This window comes from Marinomonas rhodophyticola (genome assembly GCF_026113935.1).
GTDB classification, from domain to species: Bacteria; Pseudomonadota; Gammaproteobacteria; order Pseudomonadales; family Marinomonadaceae; genus Marinomonas; species Marinomonas rhodophyticola.
Map to the genome: position 1 here is coordinate 523037 of NZ_JAPEUL010000004.1, position 16956 is coordinate 539992.

The 16956-nt window shown below is 42.4% G+C and carries 16 protein-coding genes and 3 pseudogenes; 14 read left to right on the forward strand and 5 right to left on the reverse strand.

Features of this window, described 5'->3' with window-relative positions:
- The first annotated feature begins 68 nt into the window (after positions 1–68).
- Positions 69–956, forward strand: a complete 888-nt coding sequence (locus tag ONZ52_RS03215; protein WP_265217245.1) for a GNAT family N-acetyltransferase — start codon at positions 69–71, stop codon at positions 954–956.
- Positions 957–969: 13 nt separating this feature from the next.
- Here the strand turns inward: ONZ52_RS03215 and ONZ52_RS03220 are convergent, their stop codons facing one another.
- Complete coding sequence (locus ONZ52_RS03220) at positions 970–1695, reverse strand: hypothetical protein (RefSeq protein ID WP_265217246.1); 726 nt, start codon at positions 1693–1695, stop codon at positions 970–972.
- 343 nt (positions 1696–2038) lie between these two features.
- Here ONZ52_RS03220 and parC point away from each other — a divergent pair.
- From parC to bfr (ONZ52_RS03235), 3 genes and pseudogenes are all read left to right on the forward strand, one after another.
- A pseudogene (gene parC / locus ONZ52_RS03225) lies at positions 2039–4181 on the forward strand (DNA topoisomerase IV subunit A).
- Positions 4182–4261: 80 nt separating this feature from the next.
- Positions 4262–4735 (forward strand): bacterioferritin, encoded by a 474-nt coding sequence (gene bfr / locus ONZ52_RS03230; RefSeq protein ID WP_111606633.1) that lies wholly within the window; start codon positions 4262–4264, stop codon positions 4733–4735.
- A gap of 9 nt (positions 4736–4744) precedes the next feature.
- Positions 4745–5209, forward strand: coding sequence for a bacterioferritin (gene bfr / locus ONZ52_RS03235; RefSeq protein WP_265217248.1), 465 nt, complete (start codon positions 4745–4747; stop codon positions 5207–5209).
- A 34-nt stretch (positions 5210–5243) separates the two neighbouring features.
- Here the strand turns inward: bfr (ONZ52_RS03235) and ONZ52_RS03240 are convergent, their stop codons facing one another.
- The 3 genes from ONZ52_RS03240 to ONZ52_RS03250 all read right to left on the reverse strand — a co-directional run bounded on the left by ONZ52_RS03240 (position 5244) and on the right by ONZ52_RS03250 (position 6982).
- Positions 5244–5438: a (2Fe-2S)-binding protein gene (locus ONZ52_RS03240; protein ID WP_111606635.1), complete on the reverse strand. Its 195-nt coding sequence runs from the start codon at positions 5436–5438 to the stop codon at positions 5244–5246.
- 187 nt (positions 5439–5625) lie between these two features.
- Positions 5626–6267, reverse strand: coding sequence for a DsbA family oxidoreductase (locus tag ONZ52_RS03245; RefSeq protein ID WP_265217250.1), 642 nt, complete (start codon positions 6265–6267; stop codon positions 5626–5628).
- 40 nt (positions 6268–6307) lie between these two features.
- A complete protein-coding gene (locus ONZ52_RS03250) occupies positions 6308–6982 on the reverse strand; it encodes a DNA-3-methyladenine glycosylase I (protein WP_265217251.1) in 675 nt (224 codons plus the stop codon).
- 426 nt (positions 6983–7408) lie between these two features.
- Between ONZ52_RS03250 and ONZ52_RS03255 the strand changes: the two genes are divergently transcribed.
- The 5 genes and pseudogenes from ONZ52_RS03255 to ONZ52_RS03275 all read left to right on the forward strand — a co-directional run bounded on the left by ONZ52_RS03255 (position 7409) and on the right by ONZ52_RS03275 (position 11785).
- Positions 7409–8134: a pyridoxine 5'-phosphate synthase gene (locus ONZ52_RS03255; RefSeq protein ID WP_265217253.1), complete on the forward strand. Its 726-nt coding sequence runs from the start codon at positions 7409–7411 to the stop codon at positions 8132–8134.
- Between the two features lie 30 nt (positions 8135–8164).
- The gene (locus ONZ52_RS03260) at positions 8165–8764 is read left to right on the forward strand and encodes a tRNA-uridine aminocarboxypropyltransferase (protein ID WP_265217769.1); all 600 of its coding nucleotides are present in this window, start codon (positions 8165–8167) and stop codon (positions 8762–8764) included.
- A gap of 42 nt (positions 8765–8806) precedes the next feature.
- Positions 8807–9101 (forward strand): annotated as a pseudogene (locus ONZ52_RS03265) (DUF1244 domain-containing protein).
- Positions 9102–9108: 7 nt separating this feature from the next.
- Positions 9109–9798 carry a transglutaminase-like cysteine peptidase gene (locus ONZ52_RS03270; RefSeq protein WP_265217254.1) on the forward strand — a complete coding sequence of 230 codons (690 nt, stop codon included), beginning with the start codon at positions 9109–9111 and terminating at the stop codon, positions 9796–9798.
- A gap of 10 nt (positions 9799–9808) precedes the next feature.
- Positions 9809–11785 carry an EAL domain-containing protein gene (locus ONZ52_RS03275; protein WP_265217256.1) on the forward strand — a complete coding sequence of 659 codons (1977 nt, stop codon included), beginning with the start codon at positions 9809–9811 and terminating at the stop codon, positions 11783–11785.
- A 91-nt stretch (positions 11786–11876) separates the two neighbouring features.
- Here ONZ52_RS03275 and ONZ52_RS03280 read toward each other — a convergent pair whose 3' ends face one another.
- Positions 11877–12242, reverse strand: a complete 366-nt coding sequence (locus ONZ52_RS03280) for a hypothetical protein (RefSeq protein WP_265217257.1) — start codon at positions 12240–12242, stop codon at positions 11877–11879.
- Positions 12243–12397: 155 nt separating this feature from the next.
- On the opposite strand from ONZ52_RS03280, the pseudogene ONZ52_RS25210 reads away from it, so the two are divergent.
- The 5 genes and pseudogenes from ONZ52_RS25210 (at position 12398) to ONZ52_RS03305 (ending at position 16761) form a co-directional block, all read left to right on the forward strand.
- A pseudogene (locus ONZ52_RS25210) lies at positions 12398–14685 on the forward strand (type I secretion system permease/ATPase).
- Entirely contained in the window at positions 14685–14855 is a 171-nt protein-coding gene (locus ONZ52_RS03290; protein ID WP_265217258.1) for a hypothetical protein, read from the forward strand. The pseudogene ONZ52_RS25210 and the gene ONZ52_RS03290 overlap by 1 nt, the downstream one beginning before the upstream one ends.
- Positions 14843–16018, forward strand: a complete 1176-nt coding sequence (locus tag ONZ52_RS03295; RefSeq protein WP_265217259.1) for an HlyD family type I secretion periplasmic adaptor subunit — start codon at positions 14843–14845, stop codon at positions 16016–16018. The genes ONZ52_RS03290 and ONZ52_RS03295 overlap by 13 nt, the downstream gene beginning before the upstream one ends.
- A gap of 106 nt (positions 16019–16124) precedes the next feature.
- The gene (locus tag ONZ52_RS03300; protein WP_265217260.1) at positions 16125–16487 is read left to right on the forward strand and encodes a hypothetical protein; all 363 of its coding nucleotides are present in this window, start codon (positions 16125–16127) and stop codon (positions 16485–16487) included.
- Complete coding sequence (locus tag ONZ52_RS03305) at positions 16471–16761, forward strand: helix-turn-helix domain-containing protein (protein WP_265217261.1); 291 nt, start codon at positions 16471–16473, stop codon at positions 16759–16761. The genes ONZ52_RS03300 and ONZ52_RS03305 overlap by 17 nt, the downstream gene beginning before the upstream one ends.
- The last annotated feature ends 195 nt before the right edge of the window (positions 16762–16956 follow it).

A 16956-nucleotide genomic window follows, 5' to 3' on the forward strand; every position in this document is an offset into this window, starting at 1 on the left:
AAAAATGCGGATATAATCTTAAAAATTGTATAATTATCAAACAATTTAGTATGTGTCTTAGAGAGTCGATGAAGGTATTTAGTTCCTCCAGTGCGCTGCCTTATTTTGCTGTTTTTTTATCCAGCAAACTGTTATCGAACGATGTGTCTTATCGCATTATGGTTGAAAAAGTGCTTGAGCTAGCGCAAGCTCAGCCAGGTTTTCTTGGCACTGAATACGGTGCAGGAGAAATGGATTTGCTGGTCACCTACTGGCAAACTAAAGAGGCAGCAGAGGCTTGGTTGAATCATGATATGCAGCGCAGAATTCTATCTATAGGTGAAAATATTTGGTATGAAGAATATTCGTTGAAATTGTCTGAAGTGATGAGCGATATGTCATTTAAGTACTCTAATTCCTCTTTGCGTGCGTCTCGTTTCCCTAAAATTATCACCAAAAGGGGGGTGTTGACGATATTAGACGAATCTCAAGCGTCGCTTTTGCACGATTATGTTAATCAAGAAAAGGCCTTTCTTTCCCCATGGGAGCCGCAACGTAGTGACGCTTATTATTCTCTTGAGACGTGTCAGTTACGAATTCGAGAAATGCGTCGAGACTTCTTGGAGGATAAAGGGGTCGTGTTTTGTTTTTTGTCGCCCAATGAAGACAGAATGCTAGCTTATAGCAATTACTCGAACATAATCCGTGGCGTTTTTCAGGCTTGTAATCTCGGTTACAGCCTTCGGGAAAGCGAACAAGGGAAGGGGATTATGCATGAGGTTCTTAGTGCGGGTTTGGAGTATATCCATAAAGAATTACACATTGATCGAATTCAGGCTAGCTATATGCCAAGAAATGCTAAGAGCGCGGCGGTGCTCAAAAAACTCGGTTTTGATAAAGAAGGGGTTGCGAGAGATTATCTTAAGATCAACGGTCGTTGGGAGGATCATATTTTAACCGCTTTGGTGTTGCGCTAACGAAATTTAGTATTCAATTCGGCTTTGTTAGCACCAATATTCGTCCTTTGCTTTGTTGCGCTGTCATGACGGACAATAGAGTGATGCTGTCTTTACTTGGGTTCAAAACGGCCCGACGCTCTTGTTTGGTAATGACTTTTCCAAGAGTAGGGCAGCTTTCCGGTGCTTTTTTACCGTTCGATATAAAGGCTACACCGTTTAACGGAAGAAGGTATTGAGTGGCATTTTTTTGGTAGTAGAGTGTTTCTTTAAAGTGCGCAGGGTACAGCTCAAGAGTAATGCTTCCTGAAGCACCTTGCCATAGCGGCCAAGTTTTTATGTGATTCCTGCCGGGGATGAGCCTCAACTGTGCCAGAAGATATTTTTGAAATACGTCATTTTCCTCGACATGTCTGGTTGAACTCAGGCGTATCAAACAAAGTTCAACGGCTGGAGTTAGTAAGGTAATGTTATTGATCGTGTGTGCGGCTAGCCAAATTCCTTGGTGTGTTTTTAGTACGGTTTCTTTTTCTGTAAGATGAGCGTTCTGTTGTGTTGATTGTTGCAGGTAGATGTCACCTTTAATAATAAAAACAAATGTGTCGGCTTGGTGGTGATAGAAGCGTGTGGGAGTGGTATTTTGAAAAAGGGATTCTTGGGCAATAAACAGATCATTCTGTTGGCAAATGATGACGCGCTTACTCGTCTCTCCGAGACTGTAGGAAATTAAGCCGAGGGTATTTTGATCTGATACATTCATCAACAGATGCCTTATTAATTGTCACGTGTATTGAAACACGAGAATAGTGAGCTTTCCATGATAATCTTAACGGTAATGTTGCAGTGAGTTAGGGTGTTTCTTTATAGTTGAATCCCATATTTATTTATGAAAACCGCATGGCTGATAATATGTCCATGCAAACGATAGTAGAAGGAAAGTTTCCTTGAGTGAGTTGTCAAATTTCGAGTCGAATGAAACCCTTTCATTAAAAGACTACACAGAAAAAGCGTACTTGAATTATTCCATGTACGTTATTTTAGATCGAGCTTTGCCGCATATTGGTGATGGGTTAAAGCCAGTTCAGCGACGTATTATCTATGCGATGAGTGAATTGGGGCTGAAATCCAGCGCGAAATACAAAAAATCCGCTCGTACCGTGGGTGACGTACTCGGTAAATTTCACCCTCATGGTGATAGTGCTTGTTACGAAGCTATGGTGTTAATGGCTCAGCCTTTTTCATACCGTTATCCTTTGGTTGATGGTCAGGGTAACTGGGGTGCACCAGATGATCCAAAATCATTCGCCGCTATGCGTTACACAGAATCTCGGTTATCAAAGTACGCAGACTTATTATTGAGGGAAGTTAGTCAAGGTACGGTTGATTGGACACTCAACTTCGACGGAACGTTGCAAGAGCCTTCTGTTTTGCCGTCACGCCTGCCTAACTTATTACTTAATGGTACAACAGGCATTGCAGTAGGGATGGCGACGGATATTCCGCCGCATAACTTACGCGAAATCGGCGGTGCCTGTATTCATCTGCTGAATAATCCCAACGCAGAATTAGAGGATTTGCTTAACTTTGTACAAGGTCCTGACTTTCCGACAGGCGGCGAAATCATCACGCCAAGAAGCGATATTGTTAAGTTATACGAAACGGGTAAAGGGCAGATTAAAGCAAGAGCTCCGCTTTACTCTTGAAGAAGGCGAAGTTGTTGTCAATGAGCTGCCTCATCAAGTGTCAGGTAGTAAAATATTAGAGCAAATTGCCGCGCAGATGCAGGCCAAGAAGCTGCCTATGGTTGTTGATTTACGTGATGAGTCTGATCATGAAAATTCGACTCGCTTAGTGATTGTGCCTAAATCAAATCGCGTTGATATTGATGCGTTGATGACGCATCTTTTTGCCACAACGGATTTGGAGAAGTCCTATCGCGTCAATATGAACGTGATTGGCTTGGATGGCTTACCGCAAGTGAAGCCATTGAAAAACTTTTTATCGGAGTGGTTGCGTTTCCGTATAGATGTTGTACGCCGTCGTTTGCAATTCCGCCTTGATAAAGTCATGAACCGTCTACACATTCTAGAAGGTTTGCTGATTGCTTATTTAAACATTGATGAAGTCATTGACATCATTCGTACTGAAGAAAAGCCTAAAGTGGAGTTGATGGCGCGTTTTGGTTTGAGTGATATGCAAGCGGAATCGATTTTAGAGCTGAAGTTGCGTCATCTTGCGAAGCTTGAAGAGATGCGCATCAAAGGTGAACAGGACGAGTTGGAAAAAGAGCGTAAGCAGCTAGAAGGGTTGTTGTCTTCTGATCGTAAATTAAAAAAATTGATTACTGATGAGATCCAAGAAGCCATTGATGATTTCGGCGATGATCGTCGTACCCCCATTGTTGCTCGTAAAGAAGCTCAGGCGTTCAGTGAGGAGGATTTATTGTCTAATGATCCGATCACTGTCGTCTTATCCAAGCAGGGCTGGATTCGTGCCGCGAAAGGTCATGATATTGATGTCCATGGTTTGAGTTATAAATCGGGTGATGAATTTCTTGTTAGTACAAAGGGGCGCTCGAACCAAACCTTGGTTTTACTGGCCTCTAATGGTCGAACGTACTCGATTAAAGCACATACATTGCCATCGGCTCGTGGTCAGGGTGAGCCTATTACAGGGCGTATCACACTAGAAAAAGACGCCACAATTGTCTCTGCTGTATTGGATAATGAAGAGGCTTATTACTTAGTGGCCAGTGACGCAGGTTATGGTTTTGTTGCTCAGCTTAAAGAGCTATATGCGAAAAATAAAGCGGGGAAAGCCACCTTATCGTTACCAAGAGGTGCCCAAGTGATGGCGCCTGTGTTTGTCCAAAATCCGGAGCAAGGTCGTGTGGTAGCGATTTCCAATGAGGGGCGCATGCTGGCCTTTGATGTGGCTTCTTTACCCCAAATGGCAAAAGGCAAAGGGAATAAGATGATCAGTATTCCAAGTGCGCGCGCTGCGGACAGAGAGGAATTGGTCGTTGCGTTGGCTTGTGTACAGCCTGATGATTTGTTACTGGCTCATGCTGGTAAGCGCTTTATTTCTTTTGCAGCCAAAGAGCTTGAAGAATATGTGGGTGAACGTGGACGTAGGGGATTAAAGCTGCCACGAGGGTTGCAGCGAATTGACAGCCTTGAAGTTAAGATTGGCGAAGGCAAGTTGGTGAAGGCAGAAGAGCCGACGACTCCGAGTTTGCTTGAGTGATGGATAAATGGGCGTCGAGGTCATAAAATTATAACCTTGTGATGCAAAGATGAATTGACTCTCAATAAGAGGAAATGAATATGAAAGGCAGCAAAAAAGTAATAGACAGCTTAAACTCGTTGTTGGCGAATGAGTTAGCGGCAATTGATCAGTATTTTATTCATTCTCGTATGTATGAAGATTGGGGGCTTAATAAGCTTTATGAGCGCCTCAATCATGAAATGGAAGAAGAAACTCAGCATTCGGACTGGCTTATCAAGCGTATCTTGTTTTTGGAAGGTGTGCCTTGTATGACGAAACGCCGTGACTTGCTAATAGGATCAGATGTTCGCTCCATGATGAGTAACGATTTAACTCTTGAGCTAGAAGTGGTTAGCAGCGTGAGAGACGCCATTGCGGTGTGTGAGTCAGAAGGGGATTACCAAACGCGTGAGACGCTTGAGCGTTTGTTATTTGATACGGAAGAAGACCATGTTTATTGGTTAGAAAAACAGCTTGGCCTGATGGAAAAAATTGGCATGCAAAATTATTATCAATCTCAAATGGCAAATTAAGGGGGCGTTATGAAAGGAGATCGTGAAGTCATTTTGAGTTTAAATAAAGTATTGGCCAATGAATTGGTGGGTATTAACCAATATTTTCTTCATGCTCGAATGTTTAAGGACTTTGGTTTTAGCGCACTGGACAAAGCTGACTATAAAACGTCTATTCAGAAAATGAAAAACGCGGACCGTTTGATCGAGCGCGTGCTTTTTTTGGAAGGCTTGCCGAACCTGCAAGATCTTGGTCGTTTGCGTATTGGTGAAAACAGTGAAGAGATGATCTCTGCAAACCTAGAGTTTGAACTGGATACCTTGCCAACTCTAAAATCAGCCATTGATTTGTGCGAGCAAAAGAAAGATTTTATTAGTCGTGACGCTCTGGAGAAAATCCTAGAAGAGCAAGAGGAACAGATTGATTGGCTTGAAACTCAGCAACATTTAATTGCTAGTTCTGGAATTGAAAATTACCTTCAATCACAAATGTAATCACTCCGTTATTGCTAGCGTGCAATGACGGATTTTAAGCAACCTGAACTTGAGTTTCTGCTATTTTAAGAAGCTCATTGTTCAGTAGCTTTTTAGCACACTGACAGCATTTTCCACATTGGCTACCAATGCTATGTTCTTGATAAAGTTCACGCATGGTGGTCGCCCCCTCTTGGATGGACGCTTTGATAGCTTTGTCTGATACCTGATTGCAAATACAAACGTACATAAATGAAAATCACTCTCACCAATATTCTAGTCATGCGATTCTATTTTTAATGCTAATGATTATCAATAGGTAATAATTTATCTGTTTGCTTGGTTTGATAGTTTTTTTGTTGCTTTCTGTAGGGGATAACCAATCAGATCAGATAATAGGTTGGATCTGATTGGTTATAAGTGAAGAGTTGGATGGATCAGTGTTGCTTTTCGGCGATATCAGTCAGCACCTTCAGGAAGGACTCTGGATCATGCGCGCCTTGAACCATGTATTTATCATTAATGACATAAGTAGGCACCGAGTTAATCTCTAGGCTACGTAAATGCTGTAGTTTTTTCTGTGTGAGTGCCTTGGCTTCGTCACTAAGGGCGTATTCGAAGTCAGAGGTTTTCATGCCGATGCTTAAGGCAACGTCCTCAAGAATACTTTGATTCCCTATGTCTTTTCCATCGGTAAAATAGGCGTGAAACAAGGCTAATACAAAGGGCGTGGCTAGGTTTGATTTTGTCGCTGCTAGTACAAATTGATGAGCAAGCTTGGTGTTTGGGATGCGGTCTTTTTCTGAAAAATTGAACTGTATACCTGCTTCAATACCTACCTGTTGAATGGCATGCGTGGCTTCATTGAGCTTTTCTGGGCTGCCAAACCGCTTGCTTAAATAGCTTTCTCGGTCAGCGCCTTTTAGTGGCATATCTGGATGCAGTTCAAAAGGTTGCCAACGAATGTCGATGCGATAATCATCCCCCAACTGTTCAATGGCTTGTTTAAGGCGAGAGTAGCCTAAATAGCACCAAGGGCAAACAACATCTGAAATAATGTCGATACGCAGATCGGCCATGTGTTCTCCTAAAGAATAAAGTACTGAGTTTATAAAGTATTTAATTGACGCTTAATGCAATGCACTGGCTGATTTCGGTATAAGAGCGCCCGCTTTCTTGATGCCAATGATTAAACGCAGCCTGTGCTGCTTTCCACGCGGACTGAGTGTCCCTTCCCGTGCTAATGATCTCATGCTGACGCAAATAGCCTTCTACGTCTCTGGTGAGCATGAAGGTGTCTTTGCCCATGGTTCTTAATGTGTAGGGGCCAGTGTTGCCACCAAGACGAGCACCATGCTTCTTTAAGTAGGCCCAGAGACCAATAATGTCGTCATTCGGCCAGTTAGCAACAAAGTTAGAGAATGTTCCATGGCTGGCTTGGCATTCACTAATCATCAAGGCGTTTTCTCTAATCGTCATCACCTTGCCAAAATTACGAATGATGCGTATGTCTTTGGCTTTTTCTTCCCACATTTCATCGTGAATGAGTAACATTTTTTCAATGTCAAAACCGAAAAATACCGTTTCAAAACCAGGCCATTTGTTGCGCACTACTTGCCAATTAATGCCAGATTGAAAGACTTTTTGAGAAAAAGCCGCCAGCCATCTATCATCCGTGTGTTGATTAAGCTGTGCTGCGCTTAGCGGAGTCGAAAGCATGGTTTCTAGGTGTTTTGTTCCACCATGTCGAAGGGCGGCTCTGTCATAAATAGATTGAAAGAGTTCGTATTTCATCTTGGACTCCTATTTTGTGGCGGCCAGTTTACCATAAGCTTTGCTCTAGGGAAGGTGCGAATAAGTCTACTAAGCCTCAGTCTTTCAGAGAAATCGTCAAATAAGGCGCGACTCTGAAGGAATGTAGTTACCTTTCAAAGAGTCGCAACGACATGTGGCCTGTTATTTTTAATAGTAAGCTCTGAAAGACCCGCAGGGCATGACCTAAAAGCCTGTATTCTTTGTTGAGCACCTCGAAAATAGAACCACTATTCACATTCGCTACTCGCCTCGAATAACAGGCTTTTATCCACATGCTGAGACAAGAGGACTTGTTCGCACCTTCCCTAGATAATGACTGAGCGAATAACTTGTTTGGTATTTTAGTGATGGACGCTATGTGTTTGTCCTATAATGCCAATAAATGCCCCTGTCGAGAGAAGTTGAATGACACACTTAAGCGTTAACCTGAATAAAATTGGCTTACTTCGAAATTCTCGTGGAAGAGATTATCCAAATTTAATTGCTATGGCGGAGCGTACGTTACAGCTTGGTGTGTTTGGTATTACCATCCACCCTAGACCTGATCAGCGTCATGCGACTTATCAAGATGCTTATGATTTGAAAGAATTATTGAAGCGTTTTCCTAAGGCTGAATTGAATATTGAAGGTTTTCCTGATGCGCAATTTTTAGATGTTGTATTAGAAGTGGAACCAGATCAATGTACTTTAGTGCCTGATGATCCAAATCAGCTAACATCGGATCATGGTTGGAATATTGCTCGTGATCAAGATGCACTACGTCCCGTTATTGCTAAACTGAAAGCAAAGGGTATCCGTGTGGTTTTATTCATGGATCCAGTACCAGAAAACATGGTGTTAGCGAAAGAGGTTGGTGCTGATCGAGTAGAGCTTTATACAGAAGCGTACGCCAATGCGTTTGGCAAAGACGGTTTTGATGAAGTACTTGAAACGTATCAGCAAGCTGCTCAAGCCGCTTTAGATGCCGGTTTAGAAGTGAATGCGGGACATGACTTAGATTTGCAAAACGTTCAGGCTTTGTGTGAGCCTGGGAGAATCATGGAAGTCTCCATTGGCCATGCATTGACCGTTGAGGCGTTGGATCTGGGGTGGAATAATGTGGTAAAAGCGTATTTAGAAAAACTGGCTTGAGAAAGCAATGGCGGGACCTGAAACTTGAGTATGCAAAATGCAAAAAGAGTACATTGTAAGCGGTGTGATTTTTTAGTGAGTCAGTGTATTTGCCAGTGGATCCCAGAGCTTACTACACGACTACAAATATTGATTTTGCAAGACCCTAAAGAAGCACAACACGCTAAAAACACCGTGTCATTACTGTCTTTGGGATTGCCGTCAGTGGAATGTATTTCGACAGCAAACCAAGATAGGTTAAAAAGTGTTTTGGCGCACAAAGATCCAGCTAAATGGCGTTTAGTGTTTCCGGTAGAAGGCGCTGTTTTTATCGAATCGTTAGGAACAGACTCAGTGGCTGAGATTGATGGACTCATTTTGCTTGATGCAACATGGCGAAAGGCGAAGAAGTTGTATTTCACCGGTTCCTTATTGCATGCCTTTGGTGCCGTATGTTTTTTACAACCGCCTATAGGGCAATACACTATTCGCAAGTCACCTAATATTCAGTCGTTGTCGACCCTAGAAGCATGCGCTTATGCCATAGAGCAAATAGCAGGTGAAAATATGCAGCCGCTAAGGGCGTTTATGGTTGCCGCGCAAGAATGGCAGTGGCGTCAGCAACCGTTGACGCATCGACACCTTGATTAATCGTGAATGTCTTATAAAGCAGTAGAGAAATTTGAAATTATGATGAGCAAACAAACTGAAATTGAAGCCGCTGTATTGCGTCGCCTTTTGAAACACCTTGACGATAATAAGTCCGTGCAAAATATTGATCTGATGAACTTAGCGGGATTCTGTCGTAATTGTTTGAGTAAATGGTATATGGCTGAGGCAGAACAGCAAGGCGTTAAAGTAAATTACGATGAGGCGCGCGAATTTGTTTATGGCGAGTTCCTACGACACTTGGAAAGCCAAGTATCAGCCTGAAGCTACGGCAGAGCAGTTGGCTACTTTTAATGCAAAGTCTAAGACTGGCCAGTAGGATTATAGTGAAAAAACGGATTACTTCGTTTTTTTCTATTCTTGAAACACACAAACGTATGGCTTGTGTGTTTCTTGTTGTTTTGTGTATTCCACATTGGTGGCTTTATGCAGAGGTGTCAGATAAATATCAAAAATTGGCAAAACAGGCTGGAAGTGTTTACGGGAGTGATGCCGAAAAGCGTATTCTTGCTTGGCGAAGACTGATTAATGACGCTAAGTCCTTATCTATCACCGATCAGCTTGCTCAAGTTAATGATTTTTTTAATCAAATGGACTTTGTGGACGATATTACCTTGTGGGGTAAAGAAGATTATTGGGCGACTCCTATTGAATTTTTAGGGATGCGTGCCGGCGATTGTGAGGACTTCACAATTGCTAAATATTTTACTCTCAGAGAGCTTGGGGTGCCAGACGAAAAGCTTCGTTTAGTTTATGTCAAGGCGCTTACTTTGAACCAGCACCATATGGTGTTGGCGTATTATCATAAACCGACTTCTGTTCCTGTGTTGCTGGATAACCTTGATAAAGAATTAAAGCCTGCGTCAAAACGTAATGATCTTCTTCCTATATATTCATTTAATGCTGAGAATTTATGGTTGTCGAAAGAGAAAGGGCGTGGTGTGCTAGTAGGAGGCTCATCACGATTGAGCTTGTGGACAGATTTAAATAATCGTTTTAATACGATGACAAATTAGGAGAACGTGGATGACGCTGTTCCGCCAATTAATAATGACGATCGTTGCCATATTCTCATTGATGCTGGCTGTTGTCATGGGCATCAACTTTAATACGACTAAAGGCTATCTAATCAGTCAGTTGCAATCGACAACACAAGATTCTGCTACGTCTTTAAGCATGTCCGTGTCTGATTTTATGGCTCTGGAAGATTACGCGTCCGTGCAAAGCAGCGTGAATGCGGTGTTTGATAGTGGCTATTTTTCGGAGGTGCGAATTCATGTTTACGATACTGATGAAAACATAGTGCGATCTAATGAAACCAAAATTGATGGTGTCCCTGCTTGGTTTATTCAGCTCATTGATTTTAAAGTGCCAGTTGCTCGTGCGGTTATTTCGAATGGGTGGAGTGAGCTAGGGCAAGTCTATGTTACCGGTAGTGCTGGTTATGGTTATTATCAATTGTGGCTTGCGTCCCGTGATTTACTGCTTTCTTTTTTGGTGATTGGCACCATAACGCTGATATTAGGCGGGATCGCATTGCGTTATTTATTTCAGCCGTTAGTCGAGCTTGAAAAACAAGCGGAAGCTATACAGCAGCGTCGCTTTATAAAAATGATTAAAGTGCCTAAGACGCGGGAATTAAGATCCGTTGTTTTATCGATGAACCGCATGGCTGAGAAGCTAGAAAAAGAGTTTGCCTCAGAAGTTGAAACAGCACAGTGGCTTCAGGCGAAAGCGTTTAAAGATCCGGTAAGTGGATTAGGAAATCGTCATTTTTTTGAGAGTCAGATCAAATCTCATTTTACCGAAGTGGAGCGTGGTGTTGATGGCTTAGTGCTGATTAGTTTGGCGGATTTGGCGAAACTTAATAATGAGCGTGGTTATGAATCCGCGGATATGTTTATTCAGTCAGCGGCGGATATTTTGTCCAAAAAGGTAGCGACGCTTTCTTCTTTTGCCACGTTAGCGCGTTTGTCCGGTGCCGACTTTGTTATATTGATTCCGAATATAGATCACAGTCAATTACGACAAGTGGTCGATGGCATTATGCTAGAGCTGATGGAGTTGAATACCGCGAGTATCAGTTATTCTGTTGCGGTGGCAAATATTGGTGCTGTGACGATTGATGGGTCTGTTGAACGTTCAAGTGCCATGTCTCAGGCGGATGCAGCATTGCGAGAAGCCAAGCGGGAAGGGATAAATACCAGTAAAGTGTTTGATCTTAATATGGGTCAAAGTATGGCGATAAACAGAAGCTCTTGGAAAGGAATACTGGAAATTGCTATTCAAAATCGTTCTTTTAAGCTGAAAAAACAGAAAATAACCACATTAGATGAATCATCAATCACGCTTCATGAAGAAGTTTTTATGGGACTCGAGCATGGCGGTAAAGAGTATCATGCTGGTTATTTTATTGGTTTAGCTGAGCAGTTTGATTTGGCCAGTCAGATTGACCAAGTCATTATTGAGCGGGTGATTGAGTTTATTAAAACAAGGAGTGTAACTACGCCCTTGACCGTGAATTTGTCCGCGTCTTCTTACGCTAAGCCTGACTTTATTGAGTGGCTTGATAAAACACTAAGCCAACTTCCTGTTGATGTGAAAAGAAAGCTTATGTTTGAAATCTCAGAGCAAAGCGTTTTGGTTGAAGAAGAGCAAGCCAGCGCCTTAATTCGAATGTTGAAAAAACAAGGTGTGAAATTTGGTATTGATAATGTGGGTAAGCAATTTTCTGCATTCCAATATCTACAAACACTTATGCCGGATTATGTCAAAGTGGATTCATCCTATACCCGTATGGCGGCAGGAAAAGAGTCTGAATCCTTTTTCATGCACACCCTTTGTAAGATGTTTAACAGTTTAAATATTGAAGTGATTGCGACTGGTGTGGAAAGCGAGAAACAACTGACGGCATTGAAGCGTTTTGATGTCACGGGTGGACAAGGCTTTTTAATCGGGCGAGTTCTCAAGAAATGTAAAGCGGAGTTATTGGGCTTTGATTGACGTGTTGAGAGGTTAATAATGAAAGTAAGACAAGCGGAGCTGTTGAATGATTCGTCAATCCCTCAACATTGTGGCCTGTCTTATTTGTGTATTAAATTAATATGTCATCGCCGCCTTCGTTGATGTTGTCTACCATTAAGCTATCGTCATGGTGGTTGTGTACGCCACGCACCCACTTTCTGCTTAATAGCTTTTTCTGAGCGGCGATAGGGAGTTCGGTAAATTGTATTAATCGTTTCTCTGTCAAAAGATCGATTAAATCTTCTAAAATACGCATCATGTCGCTGTCTGAACTGGCTAATATTTCTTGAGTGCTGGTATCAGATGTGGCGAATTTTTTTTCCAATATGCTAGCGACGGTCGGCTCATTCGGTGCAACTAACAGTTTATACTCCTCTGATTGGGAGGTAGCCACATCGATGATTTCGCCATTAGCGTTGACTTTTGCGTATAGCATATTGATTTCCTTGTATGTTTCAATTTGTAGCTAGGTGATTTGTTCACTTCCCATATTACTGAATAAACACTATTCTAGGCCAGAGCAAATGTGCTTCGGTTTGTAAACTAGGTTTTCGCACTTTTTACATGAATACCCGTAGGAGAATATAGAGTATGTCTGACTCTGGTCGTTCAGAACAGAACTCTTCGTCACCTTTAGAAAATGATTCTTATGAAGAAAATGACGTCATAAACGAGTCCGGCGAGGGAAGAGCAGAAACATTAAGTGGCGAGGATGCCAAATCAAGTGAGCGTATATGGAATACCCACGATGCCACTCTGGAGTACCCTAATCCGCTTTTAGACTGCTTAGTGTTATTAAGTAAATACTTTCATAATCCGTACACTGCTGATGGTATTGCTGCGGGCTTACCCCTGACTGACAATGACATGACACCGGCACTGTTTCAGCGTGCGGCTCAGCGTATTGGTATCAGCTCACGCTTTGTTAAACGGCCTTTAAAGAAAATTCCGGATATGGTGTTACCTGCTGTGCTTTTGTTGAAAGATAAGCAGGCCTGCATATTACTTGAGGTCGATAAGACACAAGGGATGGCGAAAGTATTGCGACCAGAATCAGGTGAAGGAGAAATTACTTTGCCTTTTCAGACGCTTGAGGAATCGTCTACTGGGTACTGCTTTTTTGTTCGTCCTCTTTATCAGTTTGATAAACGTTCCGAAAAAAGTGATGAAGCCGAACATAAAAAAGGGCATTGGTTTTGGGGTACAATTGCAGGGTCTTGGCGAATATACCGAGATGTATTCATTGCGTCATTACTGATTAATATTTTTGCGGTTGCGAGTCCGTTGTTTGTTATGAACGTGTATGACCGAGTGGTGCCAAATAATGCGTTTGACACACTTTGGGTCCTAGCAATCGGTGCCGCTGTCGTCTATTTATTCGACTTTCTATTGCGTACATTGCGAGCTTATTTTATTGATATAGCAGGAAAAAAATCCGATATCTTGATTTCTGCGGCCATTTTTTCAAAGGTCAATAATATTACCATGGCGTCTAGACCAAAGTCTGTCGGGGCGTTCGCGAAAAATCTGCAGGAATTTGAGAGCATTCGAGATTTTATTACTTCGGCTTCCATTACCACACTCGTTGACATCCCTTTTATGTTTTTGATCATCGGGGTGATTTGGTTGATTGGTGGCCCTGTAGGCTACATTCCTATCATCACCATTTTTTTGATACTGCTTTATAGCGTGATTATTCAGATACCATTACGTCGTTCTATTGAAGAAAGTCAAAAAACCGCCTCGCAAAAAAACGCGGTGTTGATTGAAAGTCTCTATAACGCAGAAAGTGTGAAACTGAATAACGCAGAAGGCGTATTGCAGAAACAGTGGGAAAATGCCGTAGGTAATATCGCGGATTGGGGGTGAAAACACGACAGTTATCACAATCCTCTTCTTCTTTTGCGATGGTGGCTCAGCAATTAACGACGGTGATTATTGTTATCGTCGGCGTTTACCAAATATCGGAAGGCCTAATGAGTATGGGGGCTTTGGTGGCCGCCGTGATGCTAACGGGTCGAGCACTTGGTCCTATGGGGCAAGTGGCGACTCTAGCGACTCGTTACAACCAAGCCAAGTCGGCTTTTACGTCTTTGAATGAAATCATGTCTTCTCCGGTAGAAAAACCAGACAATGTGAAGTTTGTTCATCGTCCAGTATTTAAGGGCGAGTTCCAGTTTGAAGCGGTGAGTTTTGCGTATCCAGAGCAAGAGCAAGCCGCAGTAAGCGCTATTAATATTAATATTAAGCAAGGTGAAAAAGTCGCGATTATCGGTCGTATTGGTTCGGGTAAATCGACGCTTGGTAAGTTAATGACAGGGCTTTACACCCCAGATAGTGGTGCAATAAGAATCGATGGTGTGGATTTACGACAGGTGAATCCCACTGATTTACGTCGCAACATTGGTGCCGTTTCTCAAGATGTCAATTTGTTCTATGGATCCATTAAAGACAATATTGTGATGGGTGTTCCCTATATGGATGACAGTGCCATTATCCGTGCTGCAGATTTATCTGGTGTGTCAGAGTTTGCCAATCGTAAACCAAGTGGCTTAGACAGTATCGTTGGCGAACGGGGCATGTCCTTGTCCGGTGGTCAACGTCAAAGTATTGCGATTGCAAGAGCTTTATTATTTGATCCGCCGATCCTTATCTTAGATGAGCCAACCGCTTCCATGGACAATACGACGGAGTCTAGGATGAAGCGACGTTTAATGGAGGGAGTAAAAGATAAGACACTTATCTTAATCACACACAAGGCCTCTATGCTAGACATGGTTGATCGTATTATCGTAATGGATAATGGTCGCTTAATTGCTGATGGTCCAAAAGCACAAGTGCATGAAGCGCTTCGTCAAGGCAAGTTGAAGGTCAGTTAATGATGAGTAGTAAAAAGTCGATATCCCAACAGGACTTAGAGTATTTGACGGATCGTAATGCCGCCCTGATGTTGAAAGCCCCAAGGGGGGAGAATCATTCTTTGGGTAATCTTTATTTTCGTCACAGTGGCGTTAATTTGGGACTCACTATACTTCGTTGGATGAAGTAACCGTCGGAGAGGGTAAGGTGATTCCGTCTAGCCAAGTCCAGCAGATTCAAAACCTTGAAGGGGGCATTTTAAAAGAAATAAACGCACAGGTTGGTCAAGTCGTCGATAGTGGTCAAATTTTAATGACGATTGAAAACACCGAAGCCTTATCTTCTTTACGAGAGCAACAGGCAGAGTTTGTTAATTTACAAGCTCGTGCGATCCGTCTGCAAGCCGAATCCTATGGTCTCGAACCTGTGTTTGATGCCAATTTTCGCCAAGATTCGCCTTCAGTTGTGCAACGAGAATTGGATTTATATCGTAACCGCTTGGACTCGTTGCGTACTAACCAAGTGAGCTTTCAGCAACAAATAGAGCAAAAGAAACAAGAAATTGTTGAGCTTCAGGCAAAGCTGGAGAATTTGAAGCAGAGTTATGCCTTTTCAAAAGAAGAATTGACCTTGACGCGCCCCGCGTTTGAGCAGGGCGCTGTGTCTCGGGTAGAGCTATTGCAACTTGAGCGACAAGTGAATCAGCTTAAAGGTGACTTAGATGCTACCCAGTTAGCTATTCCACGGGCCAATTCAGCGTTAAAAGAAGCACAAAGTAAGCTACAAGAAAGTGAGGCAACATTTCGTGCTGATGCCCAAGAAGAGCTGACTAGTGTACGTAGTAAGTTAGATCAGTTAAGAGAAGCCAGTGTGTCACTCGAAGATAAAGTCTCAAGAACACAGGTGCGTTCGCCCGTAAAAGGTATCGTGAAGCAGCTGCAGATTAATACGGTCGGTGGTGTCATTAAGCCAGGTATGAATTTAATGGAAATCGTACCAATAGAGGATTCTCTATTAATTGAAGCGAAAGTACGTCCAGAAAACATTGGTTTTATACAGCCAGGCTTTAATGCGATAGTGAAGCTGTCTGCTTACGATTTTGCTATTTTTGGTGGTTTGCCAGGTGTAGTGGAAAATATCAGTGCAGATACCATTTTGGATGAAGAAGGCAACAGCTTTTATTTGGTGCGAGTAAAAACAGATAAAAATCATTTAGGCACAGAGGTATCACCATTACCTATTATTCCGGGTATGCAGGCAACAGTTGACATTATCACTGGGAAGAAAACCTTATTGGATTATTTGCTGAAACCTATCTTGAAAGCAAAGCAAAATGCACTTCGTGAGCGCTAATTACAAAAATTTCTTTAGGCAAGGCAACTGGTTAACAAATGTTAACAATCCATTCTTATTTGCTGGTTAGAATAATAAAATTGCACTTGATGGGACGAGGCTTATTTTGAAAATTTTGTGTTGGAATACAGACGAAGCCGTATGGAAACATTGGTGTCAGGTTGTAACTGCTGATACACAATTAGTTCGAGTTGAAAACCGAACTGAAGTATATGATTTGCTAACACAAGCATCCTCGGATTTTCGTTATTGTTTTGTTTACTTGGAAGATCAAACATTTTCGCAGCAGGTCGAAGATGTCGTTGCGTTACGATCAGCTTTTCCCAAACAAAAAGTCATAGTGTTTCCTAATCAAGCAAGTCAATCTGCGGCTTTGAGATTGTTCTCAGTCGGTGTGAGCGGTCAGTGCGCTCCTTACATAGGGAAAGAACAATTGTCTTTGGTGTTGTCAGTTGTGGGACTCCGGTGAAATTTGGGGGGGCAAAGCGTTCATTCAGCAACTTATTATGCAATCAGCCGCAACAGCCACCTCTTATGACCGTGAATTAGAAGACTTGTCTGAACGCGAATTGGATGTTGCTCAGTTTATTGCAAAGGGCTTATCGAATAAACAAATTGCCCTTGAAATGAACATAACAGAGCGAACGGTAAAAGCGCACTTGACGTCTATTTTCAAAAAAACCAACACCAAAGATAGATTGGCATTAGCGTTATTAGCACAGGCTCGTCATTCCGTGCTGTAATTTAGATCTGGTTTAATCTTTTTGCCCATTTTTGGGTCGCTGTTAATCTTTGAGTGCTTCGCATACCCCGCATAAGGCCCTGATATAGGGTCTTTTTTGTTTTATTGGGTGAGTGAAGCGTGTTTCTAAATGGCGCATATCTTGCATCCTATTTGGGCATAACTTTTCGAGACCATTGTGTAACGACAAGACCTA

Coding starts and splice junctions, on each gene's coding strand:
- ONZ52_RS03245 (WP_265217250.1), bottom strand. CDS start 6,267: ATGGCCGATCTGCGTATCGACATTATTTCAGATGTTGTTTGCCCTTGG.
- ONZ52_RS03215 (WP_265217245.1), top strand. CDS start 69: ATGAAGGTATTTAGTTCCTCCAGTGCGCTGCCTTATTTTGCTGTTTTT.
- ONZ52_RS03255 (WP_265217253.1), top strand. CDS start 7,409: ATGACACACTTAAGCGTTAACCTGAATAAAATTGGCTTACTTCGAAAT.
- ONZ52_RS03260 (WP_265217769.1), top strand. CDS start 8,165: ATGCAAAATGCAAAAAGAGTACATTGTAAGCGGTGTGATTTTTTAGTG.
- ONZ52_RS03280 (WP_265217257.1), bottom strand. CDS start 12,242: ATGCTATACGCAAAAGTCAACGCTAATGGCGAAATCATCGATGTGGCT.
- ONZ52_RS03240 (WP_111606635.1), bottom strand. CDS start 5,438: ATGTACGTTTGTATTTGCAATCAGGTATCAGACAAAGCTATCAAAGCG.
- ONZ52_RS03275 (WP_265217256.1), top strand. CDS start 9,809: ATGACGCTGTTCCGCCAATTAATAATGACGATCGTTGCCATATTCTCA.
- bfr (WP_265217248.1), top strand. CDS start 4,745: ATGAAAGGAGATCGTGAAGTCATTTTGAGTTTAAATAAAGTATTGGCC.
- ONZ52_RS03250 (WP_265217251.1), bottom strand. CDS start 6,982: ATGAAATACGAACTCTTTCAATCTATTTATGACAGAGCCGCCCTTCGA.
- bfr (WP_111606633.1), top strand. CDS start 4,262: ATGAAAGGCAGCAAAAAAGTAATAGACAGCTTAAACTCGTTGTTGGCG.
- ONZ52_RS03220 (WP_265217246.1), bottom strand. CDS start 1,695: ATGAATGTATCAGATCAAAATACCCTCGGCTTAATTTCCTACAGTCTC.
- ONZ52_RS03290 (WP_265217258.1), top strand. CDS start 14,685: ATGATGAGTAGTAAAAAGTCGATATCCCAACAGGACTTAGAGTATTTG.